General features: G+C 59.4%; 12 protein-coding genes. 7 read left to right on the top strand and 5 right to left on the bottom strand.

The window, feature by feature from the left end; all coding sequences use genetic code 11:
• Positions 1-280: 280 nt before the first annotated feature.
• From C2L71_RS11320 to C2L71_RS11310, 3 genes are all read right to left on the bottom strand, one after another.
• Positions 281-721, bottom strand: a complete 441-nt coding sequence (locus C2L71_RS11320; RefSeq protein WP_103265868.1) for a DUF6998 domain-containing protein — start codon at positions 719-721, stop codon at positions 281-283.
• 67 nt (positions 722-788) lie between these two features.
• Complete coding sequence (locus tag C2L71_RS11315; protein ID WP_103265867.1) at positions 789-5732, bottom strand: DEAD/DEAH box helicase; 4944 nt, start codon at positions 5730-5732, stop codon at positions 789-791.
• 60 nt (positions 5733-5792) lie between these two features.
• On the bottom strand, positions 5793-6206 hold the full coding sequence (locus C2L71_RS11310; RefSeq protein ID WP_157938979.1) for a helix-turn-helix domain-containing protein: 414 nt from the start codon (positions 6204-6206) through the stop codon (positions 5793-5795).
• Between the two features lie 484 nt (positions 6207-6690).
• Between C2L71_RS11310 and C2L71_RS11305 the strand changes: the two genes are divergently transcribed.
• Positions 6691-7077, top strand: a complete 387-nt coding sequence (locus C2L71_RS11305; RefSeq protein ID WP_103265865.1) for a YraN family protein — start codon at positions 6691-6693, stop codon at positions 7075-7077.
• Between the two features lie 70 nt (positions 7078-7147).
• Here the strand turns inward: C2L71_RS11305 and C2L71_RS11300 are convergent, their stop codons facing one another.
• On the bottom strand, positions 7148-7420 hold the full coding sequence (locus C2L71_RS11300) for a hypothetical protein (RefSeq protein ID WP_103265864.1): 273 nt from the start codon (positions 7418-7420) through the stop codon (positions 7148-7150).
• Positions 7421-7642: 222 nt separating this feature from the next.
• Here C2L71_RS11300 and C2L71_RS11295 point away from each other — a divergent pair, with 222 nt between their 5' ends.
• From C2L71_RS11295 to C2L71_RS11270, 6 genes are all read left to right on the top strand, one after another.
• The gene (locus tag C2L71_RS11295; RefSeq protein WP_103265863.1) at positions 7643-8410 is read left to right on the top strand and encodes a ParA family protein; all 768 of its coding nucleotides are present in this window, start codon (positions 7643-7645) and stop codon (positions 8408-8410) included.
• Positions 8397-9305, top strand: a complete 909-nt coding sequence (locus C2L71_RS11290; protein WP_103265862.1) for a ParB/RepB/Spo0J family partition protein — start codon at positions 8397-8399, stop codon at positions 9303-9305. The genes C2L71_RS11295 and C2L71_RS11290 overlap by 14 nt, the downstream gene beginning before the upstream one ends.
• Positions 9306-9574: 269 nt before the next feature.
• Positions 9575-9991 (top strand): plasmid mobilization protein, encoded by a 417-nt coding sequence (locus C2L71_RS12065; protein WP_157938978.1) that lies wholly within the window; start codon positions 9575-9577, stop codon positions 9989-9991.
• A 2-nt stretch (positions 9992-9993) separates the two neighbouring features.
• The gene (locus C2L71_RS11280; protein WP_157938977.1) at positions 9994-11286 is read left to right on the top strand and encodes a relaxase/mobilization nuclease domain-containing protein; all 1293 of its coding nucleotides are present in this window, start codon (positions 9994-9996) and stop codon (positions 11284-11286) included.
• Entirely contained in the window at positions 11283-11912 is a 630-nt protein-coding gene (locus C2L71_RS11275) for a hypothetical protein (protein ID WP_103265859.1), read from the top strand. Before C2L71_RS11280 ends, C2L71_RS11275 begins: the two co-directional genes overlap by 4 nt.
• A 69-nt stretch (positions 11913-11981) precedes the next feature.
• Entirely contained in the window at positions 11982-12689 is a 708-nt protein-coding gene (locus C2L71_RS11270) for a hypothetical protein (protein WP_103265858.1), read from the top strand.
• A 97-nt stretch (positions 12690-12786) separates the two neighbouring features.
• Here C2L71_RS11270 and C2L71_RS11265 read toward each other — a convergent pair whose 3' ends face one another.
• Positions 12787-14733: an AAA family ATPase gene (locus tag C2L71_RS11265; protein WP_204600485.1), complete on the bottom strand. Its 1947-nt coding sequence runs from the start codon at positions 14731-14733 to the stop codon at positions 12787-12789.
• Positions 14734-15181 lie beyond the last annotated feature (448 nt).

Here is a 15181-nt window from a genome sequence, read left to right as displayed (position 1 = left end):
TCGTCGGACCATTTGCAAATCGCGACCGAAACGGGACGGAACCCGGCGCAAGAGCTCGCCGTAGCGCTACTTCTCTACTGCCCGAAAAGCATCGTGCGAATGCCCTTGTTTTCGGCGGTTTTCCAATTATTTGCCCAAAATTTGCCCAAAAGCAAAGAGACGAAGGCCCTCAATATGGTCGAACCAAGCATGCGAACTGGGAAAACATTGCGTTATCTATCCCGACAGAACCGTACGGTCGCTGGGTTGCCGGACCGAAGACTGCTCGAATCGGCGTCTTTCATCCCTTGCGAGGGAGTCTGGCACATTCCGGGACTTCCGCCATCGCGGCGCGCAGCTTCGCGAGCGAAACATGGCACTGGCCCGTCTTCTGGCGCTTGCCCACCAGACTCCATGCGATGTCGCCGGGGCCGTTGTAAACCTCCTCGAAGCCGCCGTCGCGGTCGATCTTGAGCACGATCAGGTATTCCGGGCGTTCGCCTATCGCGATCCTGTCGCACTGCGTCGCCTTTATCTGGACCAGCTTCCCGTCCTGCGCTCTCGCATCGTGGACGGGATGGGACGCCTCGAAGAGCTCGAGGTCATACTCCTCTGCGGTGATGACCTCGCCGATGCTGCCTACCATGTGGCCGTCGGGCGTGAAATGCCGCCCGGGATACATCTCTTCCAACTCGCGCGCAATTCTGAATATCTCGCGAATCTTCTCGGCTATTTCCGACATCTAATTCTCCAAATTCATCAATTCTCGAACAGATACCTCATTCTTTTGCCTTCGTCTCTCCGCCGGCTCAGTCTTGCAGACACTTCCATTCGAAGGGCCAGTCAGCAGGCTGAGTCTTCTCATGCAGGGGTGGAAGCATCTCTACAATCTCCAGCGTTTCCATCGAGACGGTCACAATGCGCTTGACGAGATCGACAATGTACCTCGGATCATCGGAATATTCATTCGGGTAGTTCACGATGCCGGATGCCTTGTCGGTCCTCACCTGATACCGATCGATTAGCCATTCGATGGCAGAACGACCGTTTATAACATAGCTATATGCGCGTTCGGGAATGTTCTTTAGAGTTAGGTTTTCCGACACGTGAATTGTTGTTCTGTCTATGCCATTAGGGTTATCCTCAGTTTTCTTGCATTTGCCGAAGCGCATCTTAACGGTTCGGCCGGGATTCGCGGAATTTCCCTCCTCGACAATGCCCACCCAAGGCTTAGCCGTCTCATAACCTAAATGGAGATTTGCGAGAGCTCGCCCTGATTTGGAGAAAATATCGAAATCCCGAGCAAGCGGAATGCGGGGCAGCTCTTTGCTGAGATTAGCCTCGAAACGCTTTCGATATTCAGGAGAATGGAGAATGCCGTATATGTAATAAAAGATATCTTCCTTGGAAAGCTCCTCGCCGCCGTCTTTCTTATAACGCCCAAGAAAAACGTGAGGGTATGACTTTCTGAAGACCTCAAGCGCTTCGTCAGTAATGGCATCATGCCTGATGCTTTTGCCACTCGAAGCCCCGCCGAAAATACCGCCAACGGCCACCTCTTCCTCGTACCAGTACAGAGGAAAGCATTGAGGATCCCCCACGTAATGTAGATCTGGCAGCGTATCTGTGGCAAGGCAACTAGGATCACTTCCGCCAGTTATCGCAATAACGATATTGCTTGATTGATCTTGAGCGGTTCGTAAGCCCATATCGGGAAAGAGTCGAGGCAGCTGATAGTGGCTCCAATTGATGGAGCTATCGTAATAGTGCCATTGCTTGCAAAACGGCCTATAGCTAACCTCAACCATGCGATTCTGGTCGACATCTATAGGGTCTGCCTTGGAGATTCTGCTATACAGCTTTTTATCCCACTTGATTGAGTGAGGATTCTTCTCTACGAGTTTTTCTATATCTCCATCGGAATGACCATCAAATCTTCCCAACTGCTTGTTAAAAAAATCCGCCATGGTGTGCATTTGCCGCAAAAGACGTTCTTTTGAGAAAGAATAGACCCAAGTATCCCTATGGGTAATTATCCCAGAAGACCATATTTCAAATATGCCCAAAGGTTGCTTTCTTTTCTCCAGGCCCATAGGAGCAAAATCATAGAACGAATCGTCTCTCTGATCGAACCAATCGCCATACTTATCGGGCTGAATCGTCTTCCATTTCAACTCGCCCGATATCGCAGCTTCCGCCACATCCCTCAGTTTGTCTTCGCGAGAGAGATAATCTCCAACGTCATGGTAATGAATGCGCCCGGCATGATCCGCAATAGCATGCTTGACAAGCAAAGTTATCGCCACGGCAGCGCGCGATCCGGAGCCAAAGACCTTGCCCCCTTCTCGACGCGACTCTTCGCCCCGAGTCCTTTGGTTGCCACGCAAATCAAACACATAGATGTCATCGAATTCGTCAACGAGACAACGTCTAAAGCCATCCATCGCCGCCCCTCGAAGCCATCCGGCATTAGAAACGAAGCATATTACTCCTCTATCACCAATTCGGTCGCTTGCCCAGCGAAACGCACGGATATAGGAGTCGTAGAGCGACATTTTTTTCGATCCGTTCAGGCTTTTCCCCGCATACTCGCTCTTTATGCGGCCGTCGAGTGTTGGATAGCTTTCGTTTTGGTTGCTGTCATCAGCGTTTTTTTGCCCGGACGAATAGGGAGGATTTCCTACGATAACCTGTATCGGCAATTCGTTCTGCCTCACAACGCGCTCGGAGTTCTGTGTGAAAACCCGGGCGTCGAGAGTGTCGCCCTCCTCGGTCATCTGGAACGTGTCGGTGAGTACGCCGCCCTCGAAGGGGACGTACTCTCCGCCCATGCGCTCGTGGTAGGCGTACTCGATGTTGATCGTCATGATGTAGTACGCCAGAAGGAGGATCTCGTTGCTGTGCATCTCGCAGCGGTACTTGCGCCCGAGCTTGTCGTCGGGAATCAGGTCGCTTTCGATGAGGTGCGCCATGAACGAGCCCGTGCCCGCGAAGGGGTCGAGTACGTGCACTCCGTCGTCCGCTAGCGATTTGCCGAACTCCCGCCTCAGGACGCGGTCGGTCTCGCGGAGGATGTAGTCGATGATCTCCGTGGGCGTGTAGACGACGCCCATCTTCTCCGATGTCCCCTTGAACGCCACTCGGAAGAACTGCTCGTACAGGTCGCGGATGAGCTGCTGACGCGCGGCGTCCGTGCGCACCATCGCGGCGCGCCTCCGCACGCTCGCATAGACGTCGTCGAGAACGGCGGCATCCGATGCCTCTTCGATCCGGTAGCTCGAAAGAACTTCCAGGAACCTGTCGATCGCGATCGAGACGGGGTTCGAGCTCGCGAACTCGAAATCACCGAACAGCGCGTCGAACACGGGCATGGTGATCATGTGCTGGGCGATCATCTCAATGGCGTCCTGCTCCTCGATGCCCGGGTTGAGCGAATCCCTAAGGCCCTCGAGGAAGATGCCGAACTTGGACCGGACCTCCTCGTTAGAGGCGACCAGCTCGCCGATGCGCTCTATGTGGCGCTTCGCTATCCTCGCAACATCCTCTGCCCATTCGTCCCAGTAGATGCGCGTGCCGCACTTCTTGACGAGGGTCGTCGTGATGGCCTTCTCCCACCTCTCGACGGGGAAGAGCGAGAGCTTGAGCTGAACGCTCTCGGCGATCTCGGCGGCGCGCCTCTCCTCGCGCTCCTTGCTCGACGGGAGCCCGTCGTCCCAGCCCTTGTGGCGGTCGGCGCCGGGGTCGATCCTGTTCTTGCGGGCGCTCTGCTCGAGGGCGAGCGCGTTCACCTTTGCCTCGATTCGCTCGTCGTGGCTTCGCAGGGCCTGCAGCACGCTCCATACGTTCGCGAACACCTTGCTGTCGTCGAGCGCCTCCTCGGGCGTCATGCCGGCGGGGACGAATATAGGGAGGATGATGTAGCCGAAGTCCTTCCCTTTAGCGCGGCGCATGACGCGGCCGACCGCCTGCACAATGTCGACCGTGGAGTTCTTGGCGTTGAAGAAGATCACCGCGTCGAGGCTGGGCACGTCGATGCCCTCCGCGAGGCAGCGCGCGTTGGTGAGTATCCTGCACTCCCCCTCAGGGACATCGCCGCCGAGCCAGGCGAGCTTCCGGTTCCTGTCCGTGGAGTTCATGCTGCCGTCGACGTGGTCGAGCACGCATTTGAGCCCGAAGTCCTCGCCCCCGGCCTGGGCGTACCTGTCGACGATGCGAGAGAACGCCTCGCAGATGGTCTTGGAGGAGTCGATCGTCGAGCAGAACCCCACCGCTCGGTGCAGGGGCTCAATACCCTTCCCGGGCTCCGAGTTCATGTCGTCGACGACCAGCATGTCGCCTACCCCCGTGGCGTCATCGGGGGCGTTCTCGCCGTGCTCGGCGAGGCCCTTCCAGCAGCCGATGATCTTGCCGACATCGTCGGCGTCCAGCGAGTACGCGTCTACGCCGTTATCGTCGGTCTCCGGCATACGCCCGCGCAGCGCGTCCTCCTCGACTGCCAGCACCACTACTTTGTAGTCGGTAAGGAGCTTCTTCTCGACCGCCTCGCCGAACTTGATCTGGTAGGCGACGGGGCCGTACAGAGATTCGTCGTCCATTGAGGCGATGGTGAAGTCGTCCTCCGCGCCCTTCCTCTTGGCGGTCTCGCCGTAGATGCGCGGGGTCGCCGTCATGTAGAGGCGCTTCTTCGCCCGGACGTTCTCGTTGTAGTGGACCTTCATGAAGGCAGAGGCGTCCTTCTTAGACACGCCCGGAAGCGCGCTGCCGGTGGTGCGGTGGGCCTCGTCGCAGACGACGAGGTCGAACTCCGGCAGGCCCATCTCCTGGGCCTGGTGGATGACGTCGATCGACTGGTACGTCGAGAACACGACCACGAGGCCGTCCGGGTTCCTCCTGCGGCTCGCCGCGTAGTGCTCCATCAGGCGATCGGCATGCGTGGTGGCGGGGTACTCGAAGCTGGCGAGCGTCATGGGGATGGCGTCCTCCTGGCGCGACGCCTTGGAATCGGAGCACACCACCAAGGGCGACAGCTTCGCGCGCGACTGGGAGAGCCATTCGCGCATCGACTGCCCGACGAGGGAAATCGAGGGAGCGCAGAACAGGACAAGCCCGCTACCCTTCAGGTAGTCCTCGGCGAGGCGCAGCGACATGAGGGTCTTTCCCGTGCCGCAGGCCATGATCGCCTTGCACCTGTCGTTCTCGGCGAACGCGGACTCGATCCCCTCGATCGCCTCCCGCTGGTGCGGACGCGGATCGTAGGTCTCCCGCTCGATGCTCTCGACGCCGTAGACGAACGGCGACCAGTCGAGGCGCGACGCCTCCATCTTCGCCGTGTCGACCAGCATCGCGCACGTGTTCTCTAGCTGCTTCTCGAGATGCTTGCCCGGCCCCTTCGCCGACGTCATGACCATGTACTGGCTTATCGAGGGATCCCCGAGCGCACGGGCGAAGAAGGAGTCACAGATCCCCTTCGGAAGCGTCTTCTCACCGTCGTAGCACTTGCACTGGATCGCCCACCATTCGCCGTTGGCCCCGTCCAGGGCGACGAGATCGATCCCCGTGTCCTGGGTGTCGTGGATCGGGCAGTCCTGCCACTTGAGTGCCTGCTCTATCGTGCCGACCTTGTCGAACTTCTGGGACCAGTAGGGGTCGTTCCGGAGGAACCACACGCATGCGGCCTCGTATTTAGCGCCCTTCTCCCTTTCGGAGACGGACGAGTTGACAATGGGGTCCAGTGCATCAAAAACCGACTGCATGTTGCTCCTTTATTGATTTCTCCGATACCCGGCCAAGCGCCTCTCCACGGATGAGAGCGATTACCTGACCCGGCTCTTCCAGGCTTCATATTCCGCTTCGCCTATCTCGCCCTCGTCGAGCCGGCGCTTCATCTCGGCCCACTTCTCGATGGCGGCCGCCATCTTCGGGGCATGCTCGGCCGTGCGGTCGACGCCCAGCGTGCCGTCCGGCCCGGGGGTCAGCCCGCAGGCGTCCTCGAGGCGGAAGAGCACCTCCAGGGCGTCGCGGACGTTTTCGATCTCGATCTCCCGCAGGGCCTGGACGTCGATGCCGACCGCCGCGGCGATGCGCTCGACGACCTCGGGATTGGGCTTCCTCTTCCCGAGCTCGTAGAGCCGTATCGACGCCTCCGAAACCCCGAGCGCCTTCGCGACCTCCGCCTGCGTCATGCCCGCCGCCTCGCGCGCCGCCCTTATCCTTTTCCCTACGCTCAACCAGACCGCTCCTCGCTCCATGCAGGCACCTGCGCAACCTTCCGGGGAAACCCGGATCTATGCCCGACGCGTCCTCATGGGAGGCGCCGACCACGGCGCCGAATAGCCCAATATTCTCGCTCTAGATTATAAGCCCCCGTCCCGCAGCCCGCCACACGGGTCCGCCGCACGCCCCCGTCCGCAGGCGGACGCCCCATCTCTTCTGAAGGGCCGACCCCTTCCGGACGCACGCCCCTCGCACGCCTTCGGACGCTCAAGTCACGCACGGAACCCGAGCGCGCACGCAAGGGCCGCGGCGCTTTTCGGAAATTCTTCCCTAAAGACGCTCTCACGAAAAATGGGAAGATTTTTCGAAAACCGGCATCGGGAGACGATCGGCCAGGCCGATTCCGCTTCCTCCCTTGCATGGCGTCGGAACCCGGGCGCCCTTCGCGCCGCAAGGCGCTGGGCAAGGGGCCCAGCCCGAAACCGAAAGGGGTCAGCCATGACAGAGAAGATTCAGGAACGCGCCATCGAGGCAGCCGCAAAGTTCGTGGACCGCCGGGGCTACGAGGTGCTCGACAAGGCCTGGTCCGCCGAAGAGGGAATCTCGGTCGACCTGGTCGCCAGGGACGGGGACGCGATCGTGTTCATCGACGTCGCCGCCCGCGAGGGCATCGACAAGGGCCTCCCCGAGGAGGACCCCGCCGGCTGCCGCCAGCGCATGGAGATCGCGGCGGCAAGGTGGCTGGCGGAGCACGCCGAGGAGCTCGCGGACATCACCGTCCGGTTCGACCTGATAGCCCTGATGGTCATCGACGACAAGCGCGCCCTGCTGAGGCACCACATCAACGCCCTCGGCTGCGGGGAGTTCGCCGATTCGGCCGATTAAGCCCCTTTCGGGCCGACATCGGATCAGCCCCCGGGGGGTCGGCCCCCCGGGGGCGCATACACGGGAGGCCTCAGCCGAGCAGCATGCGGCTCCAGAAGCCCCTCGCGCCGGGGCCCGAGGATGCGAGCATCTCGAACATGCGCCGCCTCATCTCGGGGGGCATAGACTCGAAGTCCTCGCGCATCGCCCGCTCCACCTCCTCGGTGCTCGAGCGCATGCCCTCGATTATCTCGGCCTTCTCCTCCAGGCTGTAGCCCTCCGGATCGGACAGGGCCAGGTCCGCCCGGAAATAGGCCACCTCGTGGTCTTCCCGCAGCCGGCGATATTCCTCTTCGCTAAGCATCGGACCCCCTATCCGAAAGAACCTTCCCGCACATTGTACAGGCCCCGCCTCGCGCGGATCTCACACAGACCTAACGCGAACCTAACGCGGATCTCGCCCGCAGTCCGCGCCTCATGCGCCCCCTCGTTCGAACATAGCAGTACGTTTCTGTACTGTTATGTGCTAAACTGTGGATACAGTACATTCTCGTACGGTTTTTGAAAGCTACCCGAAAGGCCGAAGATGAAGACGATAGCCATAAGCAACTACAAAGGGGGCGTCGGCAAGACCACGACCGCGGTGAACCTGGCGTCCGTGTTCGCATCGAAAGGCCGGCGCGTGCTCCTCGTCGACCTCGACCCGCAGGCGTCGGCGACCGACTACTTCGGCCTCTACGGCCGGGCGGAAGAGGAGGGGCGGAGCACCATCGAGCTGCTCTACGGGCACGCCCCCGTCGCAGACCTCGCCTTCGAGACGGACGTCGAGGAGCTCTCGGTGATCCCCTCGATCATCGACCTGGTCGACCAGAACGAGCTCCTGCTCCACGAGCAGACGCTCAAGTTCGCGCTCACCGACGCGGCGGGAGACTACGACATCGCCATCATCGATTGCTCGCCGGTGATGAAGAGGCTGGCGGTCAACGCCTACATCGCCGCCTCCGCGGGGGGCATGGTGGTGATCCCGGTCAAGCTCGACGGCTCGGTCATGAGGGGGACCGCCCTCACGGTCAACGCCATGAGGCGGGTCAGCGACGCGCTGCGGCTCCCGACCCCCAACTTCAGGATCCTGCGGACGTGCGTCCCCGGGCGCCAGACGCGAAGCAACGCGACGGGCACCGAGGTCCTCGACAGGTTCTTCGCCGACAGGCAGTTCGAGACGAGCATCCACTCCTCGACCAAAGTCGGCGAAGGCTCCTGGGTCTGGAAGCCGGTCGTCGACTACGCCCCGTCGAGCAGGCCCGCGCAGGACTACCTCGCCCTCGCCGAGGAGGTGGACCGTGAGCTCTCCTAAAGACGCCGCGAAAGCTTTCACCATCGCAGGGCTCCTCGACGAGAGCGCCGCCACCAGGAGGCGCTTCCCCATAGAGGAGATAGAGGTCTCGGACATCGAAGACCATCCCGGGAACGCCGTCTACTCGATGGACGAGGAGGCCATCGGGAGGCTTGCCGAGTCCATACGCAAGGACGGGCTCACGGACATACCGCTCGTCAGGAAGCTTCCCGACGGAGGGTTCCAGATGATCTCCGGGCACCGCCGCAAGGCCGCCTACAGGCTCCTCGCCGAGGACGACGAAAGCTTCGCGAGGATGCCGTGCAGGATCGTCGAAGGCGTCACGGACGAACAGGCTATCACGCTCCTCCACGCGGCGAACTACTTCACGAGGGAGCTCTCCGTCACGGAGCGCGCCGCCGCGACGCGGGCGCTCGGGGAGGAGGTCGAGCGCATGAGGAGGAGCGACCCGGGCCTTTCCGGCATGCGCACCGAGGACATCAAGGCGGAGATCATAAGCGCCCAGACGGGGCGGAAGGTCTCCGGCAAGTCGATCCGGCGGCAGGAGGCGCTGGCGTCGATCATCGAAAACGACCTCTCCACCGGCTGGAGGAGCATCGCCGACGAGGGGAGGCTCTCGAGCGAGGCGGTGAGGATGCTCTCGAAGGTGCCGCGGAAAGAGCAGATGCGCCTCCACGTCCGATGGACCGAGGAGGGCGGGTACGGCAAGCGCGACACCACGGACTTCATCCGGAGGAGCACCTCGAAGGGCACCGACGCGGACGATAGGCTGCGCCGGGCGGACAGGGAGATCCAGAAGTTCCTCTCCAGGCACCGAACGCCCCTCCCGCAGGCCGACCGGGGCATGATCGAGGCCATCGCCAGGCATGCCGAGGAGCTGGGAAGGCTCCTCTAGGCGTTCGGCAGGGGCTCGCGGCGAAAGAGGGCGCCTCCTCGATCGGCCGTGAGCCCCGGGTTTAGCAAGTAGCCCATGGAAGGGATACAAATCCCTTCCGATGGTTTCCCGTGGATACAGACCCACGGGAAGCGCCGGCCTCCTCCCTTCGCATCGCGAACGGGTCGGAGAACCGGCTCGGTCGCCCAGCCTGCCGGGGCAAGCCCGACAGACCTGGCTCCCTCGTCGCGGGGGAGCCCCCGCTGGCCCCTAAGCGAAAGGTTTCGCCCATGAGCAAGAAGAACCCCAAGACCGCGGACTTCCACATCCGCATGACCCCGGAAGAGCGGGCCCACATCGACGAGATCGCCGAGAAATGCGGCCTCACGAGGTCCGACCTCATCCGCCTTTTGGCGCAGCTTCCCGCCAGCGAGATCCACGGGTCCAACGTCCGCCTGGTCGTCGTCGACGCCAAGGAGATATCGCGCATCCACAAGGAAATGCGCCGGTTCGGCACGAACCTGAACCAGGCGACGCATGCGCTCAACTCCATCTCTTACTACCTACGGCGCGGAAAGCTCCGATACGAGTACCTGGACATCGCCCTCCCGGAGATCCGCGAGAAGCTGGATGCCGTGAACGCCCGGCAGGAAAAGCTGTGCGAGGAGATGTCACGGCTCGAGACCGCGATGTTCGCGAGGTGGTGAGGATGCCAGTGCTGAAGCCCATATCGGGACACGGAAGCTGCGTCCCGGTCCAAAGGTACCTCGAGAAGAACGGGCGCGCGCTCGCGCGCGACTTCTTCAATTTCTCCGAGACGCCGGACGCGGACCTCATGCGCGAGCCCGAATCCGGGAAGCCCTTCGATTGGGCGACGGAAATGGACGCCTTCAGAGCCGAATGCGGCAACGACGACCCGTGGAACGGGAAGAGGGCCCGTACCTTTAAGCATTTCGTGCTGTCTCCCTCCCCGGAAGACGAAGTGAGCCTCGATGAGCTCAGGGAGCTGGCGCACGCATGGGCGCTCCGGTTCTTCCCCGAGCACCACATCGCAATCATCTACCACGACGACAACGAAAACCGCATCCCCCATGCGCACATCGTCGTGAACAACACGAACGTGGTCACAGGCAGGAGGATGCGTACCGACAACCCCCTCGATCTCAACCGGGCGCTCCAGGAGATGGCGGCCGAGCGGGGACTCAGGGCGCTCAGCAACGAAAGGCCCGAGCCCAGCACAGGCTTCCAGCGACTCGCGGCAAACAAGGGCGAGCCCAGAGCGAAAGCGCGCACCCTGCAGGAGACCTACCGCAGTCGAGCCGAGCGAAGGGCCGAGGCGGCGGGCGGCTACTCGTGGGTGGCGGACATCAGGAACAGGGTGAGCGTCGCGAAGGGCCTTGCCAGAAACGAGCAGGAGTTCCGCAGCATCCTCGTGATGATGGGAGTCGGGATCGAGGACAACTCCCCCCGCGCGCGCAGGCAAGACTGGATCTTCTCGCTCGCCGACGCGCCCGCCCGCCGCGTATCGGGAGAGCGCCTGGGCGCATCCTTCGGCAAGGCCGCGCTGGAGAGACGACTCCTCGGAGCGAGGGCAGAGCACCTGCCGGACGCATCCTCGCGGGAGTTCCTGCGCCTCGCCAGGAAGGCAGTCGAACTCAAGGACCTCGACGAGCTGGATTCGCTCTCCAATGCGTTAGAGGTCTGCGGCAAATGGCGCATCATGTCCCTCGATGCTGCCGACAGCGCGATCGCGGCGCAACGAGGCAGGCTGCGAAACGGAGTTCCCGCCAGCCAGGAAACCCGCATCTGGAAGGAGATCGAGGCCCTGGAGCATGCGAGGGACTTCCTGAAGGAGAGAAAGGCGCTTCCGCTCCACGACGTCAACCGAAGGGACGATCGCGCCAGCGGCAAAGGAGGCTGGGCGGGCGAGCCATCGGGCTCCGAGCGGAGCGCCCCGCAACGCGAGCAGCCGCGCGAAAGGCGGGAGGAGCGCCAGCGATGAAGGTAGTCATCACATACGACAACGGGAAGGTCGACGTCTTCGACGACGGGCGGTTCACCGCTGCGCAGCCCTTCGGAAGCAACGCGATGCTCGCGAACTACGAGCTGAGATTCGACCGTCTGGGGCAGACGGGCTTGTGGCTTTGCATCCATCATTACGACATCTCCCCGTCTGCGGCGCAACTCGATTCCCAGGAGAGGACGCCCAAAGCCTCAAGAAGCCGAGGATGGCAGTTCCTGCTCGCGGAGAAGGAAGAGGTTTCGCATGTGGTCCAGATAAAGGCCGACGAAAGAGAGCTCGCGTTCCGCGTGGGAGGAGAGCTCGTGGACGCGGCGAAGTTCAAGCAGATGGTCGACCTGTGCATCGGCGACGCCTCTCAGAAGAGCAAGGCGCAGTGCGCCGTCGAGCTCTTCGGCATCCTGTCCCGCATGCCCGGCGCTTCGGTGGCGGCACCCGAAGAGATCTGCTCGAGATTCGGTTTCGGACTCGGAGCGTACGACGAGGCGCTGGCTCTAAGCGCCTCGTCCCCCGGCTCCTTTGGAGAGCGGCATCCCGGTAATGAAGACGGAGCCCAGGACGAAGGGTGCGAATGGATGGAAGGATTAGACGATGAGGTTCTTGGTTAAAGCGACGATCGGATTCTTCGCCTGGCTGTTCCGAGCCGTGTTCAGGTTCATGTAGGAGGCAAGATAGTGATGAAGCTTAAAATGTTCAAGAGCAAGATACGTATGCTTTTCAGCGATAGGAGGAAGGCCGCTGTCATCACGGGATGCGCGACGGCCATTCTCGTGGTCGCGCTGTGCTTCGCACTTTCCGACACGAACCAGCCGAGTTCGGCCCTTGACGGCAATGCTAACGGTGCTCCCAGTATTGCCGACAGCAGAAGCTCAGTATTTGAAGCCAATAGTAAAGAGGCGAACCTCAGCAGCAGCTCCAATAGTTCCAAGGCGACAGGCATGGGCAATCCGGCGCCTGAGACCCAAGACAACGCAACCAATTCCAATGCAACTACCCCTCCGAACAACGGAAAGGGCATTTCGAGCAACGAGGAAGCAGGCGATAGGCAATCAGACCCCGCGAAGGAGCCCTCCACTTCCTCGCAGCCAGGCAACCCTCAAAAAACTTGGGTCGAGGATACTGAAAAGGTTTGGGTCGTTGACAAAGCCGCATGGACCGAAACGATTCCCGTTTACGAGAACGTCGAAAGATCGATCTGCAACGTCTGCGGAGCCGACATCACAGGAAACACGTCGGCACATAACAAGCAGCACATGCTCGCCGGAGAGGGATCAGGCTATCACAGTGAAGTCCGGCAGGTAAAGGTCGGGGAAGAAACCGTCGAGCACCCCGAGGAAGGGCATTGGGAAACCCTCGGTGTCGGAGGCCGCTGGGAAAACAAGTAGCCATCCCCCGCCAATCAAAGCAGCAGTAGAAGAGCCAAATGGCCTTTGGGCCTCTTGGCTCAAGCTCGCAAACGATACTTCCTTGTTCGACGGCGAATCACAATAAAGAGTTCAGTTTCGAAAATAGGTTTTCGAACTTCTCTAGGGTCTTGTCCGATAGATCAATTTCCGCCGACCTTCTTGCAAACTCACGAGCGGGAAGGTAGTGATTGAAGTCCCCTCCATTCATGTCTTTCAACTGGATCATTATGGGCCGATCGCTCTTAATTTCGCTTATGCTGACATTCTTGTCGAACGCGGCGTTATACAAAAGGAGATATTCTTCCGGCTCAAACATGTCTTCGACATCAGCGTAACTCGCATTGCAAACATCGGAGTAGTAGACGATATTCTTATCCCTGATGATCTTTTCACGTACGAGATCGTCGATACGCTGCTTGGATTTCTTGTCCACGAACGAGTCGAGAAGACACACAATCTGAAGCTTCGAGCCTCTCATAAGAGAAATGAAAGTCGCAACCTTGTCCGCACCGCCCGTCGGAACGATGGTCGCCTCCTCCGACAACCCCGTCCTGCCTCGTTTCAGAAGCTCTGCGGACATAGTCTCCAAATACACCAAATCCGAGATTCCTTCGACCAGCAGGTTCCTTTTGTTGATGAACAGATTCTGCGCGACCGAATACCCAAGCGCAGCTTGCAGCGGGAAGAGCGTATCCGGATCCTTCTCTTGTAAGGAATCAGATATCCTACTTCCCTGCCTCTCGACCTCGACCACAGTACGAACCTTCTCGAGGTGCTCCGAATCGACCATGAACGGAGAATGGGTTGTATATATGATCTGATGGTCCTCGGAGAGGTCGTCGATGAACCTGAGGAGATCGCCCTGAGCCAGAGCGTGCAGATTCAACCCCGGTTCGTCCAGGAGGAGGATGTACTGCCTGTTCTTATCCTCCTGCATGGCTTTGAACCATACCAAAAAGGAGAAGAACCAATTGAATCCTTTGCTGCGCTTATCAAGGGGAAGGGACACCCTGTTCCATTTGTTTTTTACGCGGATATCCAAGACCCTCTTGACTATTCGATGGTTGCGGCCATCGTCATCCTCGACTTTATCGACGTCAAACTCGATTTCAAGATTCTGATTGGAGCCCCAATACTCGAACAGTGTGTCGGATATGTCGATGCTGGTCGCTTCCAACTCGGATTTGAACTCCTCGAAATCATCCGCGGCGCTCAAGATGTCCAAATCCGCCCCGGAGAGATCGATGAGCGCTTTCGCTGTCTTGAGCGACGGATCGCTTGGGGAAGCGTTCTTCAATTCGGATAGGTCGACCCTCCCAGGAAGCTGGTAGTACTCATCGTAATAGATAAAAACAGGCAAGCTCGGCTTCAAGTAATCTTCCCAAATGGAATACTGAATCGGGTTATCCCACCCTGATTCACCAGTAGCGGGAAGCATCTTGCTAAATAATCCAAGTACCGACTTGGTATTCTCCCCTAGATCATGCCCCGACAAAACGGAATCGAGCTGCGCACGCGATTTGACGCCAAGGAGCTCTTCCTCCGAAATACCGCCCTCAGCTATCTTGCCAAGAACTTCTTTGACCTTCGAAGCCCACGACCCCGAGAACAATTTCGAGATGTTTACGAGGGTTTCTCCGCCGTACGTCTTCTTAACCGTGAACTCAGTGCCCTCTAGGGAGACGCCCATCTCCGTTTCGATATGAGATTTCATCTTTTCGGAAATCTCATATCTAAGAGTCACCGCTTCTTCGGGCTCATCGCCCTTTTTGTATTTATTGTATCTTGCACGCGGATAATCTTTCAGGGCGTCGAACTTGAACTTGGGATCGCCCTCGTCGAAATAATGACACTTCGCAATTGCCTCGAGCGCCGTGGTCTTGCCTGATTCATTCATACCAACGAGCACGGTCACATCCGGCTCGACATCAAACGATTGGTCATTATCGATGCACTTGTAGTTATGGATTACAACACCGGAAAGCCTGATCATCGCATCATTCGGCATCAACATCATCTCCATCCAAGCTCCTGAGCGCCTTCTCCTCAACGGCCTGCGAAGCAAAGCCCAAAACCGCAAAACGCTTCTGGTCTAGCTCAAGGCCAATTGCGCCTTTTCGAACGAAAGATGAATCGAGTTCGAACCCAACATCAACGAATCTCGATTGATTGCTCGAGAAGAAATCTTTTCACCTTCACCAGCAGAAGCTCAAGAGGCGAATGCAGCTGCGCCATCTTTGTTTTCAAATCTCGTGATTATTATACCGCTGTCCCTCCAACAGCCCTAAGACCACATGAGTGCAAATCGTCCCTGGCAAAAGACAAATTTAAACATAGCTCAAAAGGTAACGTACAATTTTTTGCGCACTTTGACAGCAGGATAGCGTCCAGATAGGAAGGAGGGCACGGCCCGCCCCGGTATGATTCGAGTTGTCGAGACAAGAAGCATATTGGAGGAGAGCCATGCCCGA

It is taken from the genome of Enteroscipio rubneri, from assembly GCF_002899715.1.
Classification (GTDB): domain Bacteria; phylum Actinomycetota; class Coriobacteriia; order Coriobacteriales; family Eggerthellaceae; genus Enteroscipio; species Enteroscipio rubneri.
Note: the sequence above shows the minus strand (reverse complement) of the source record. Positions and strands in the feature narration are given on the sequence as shown.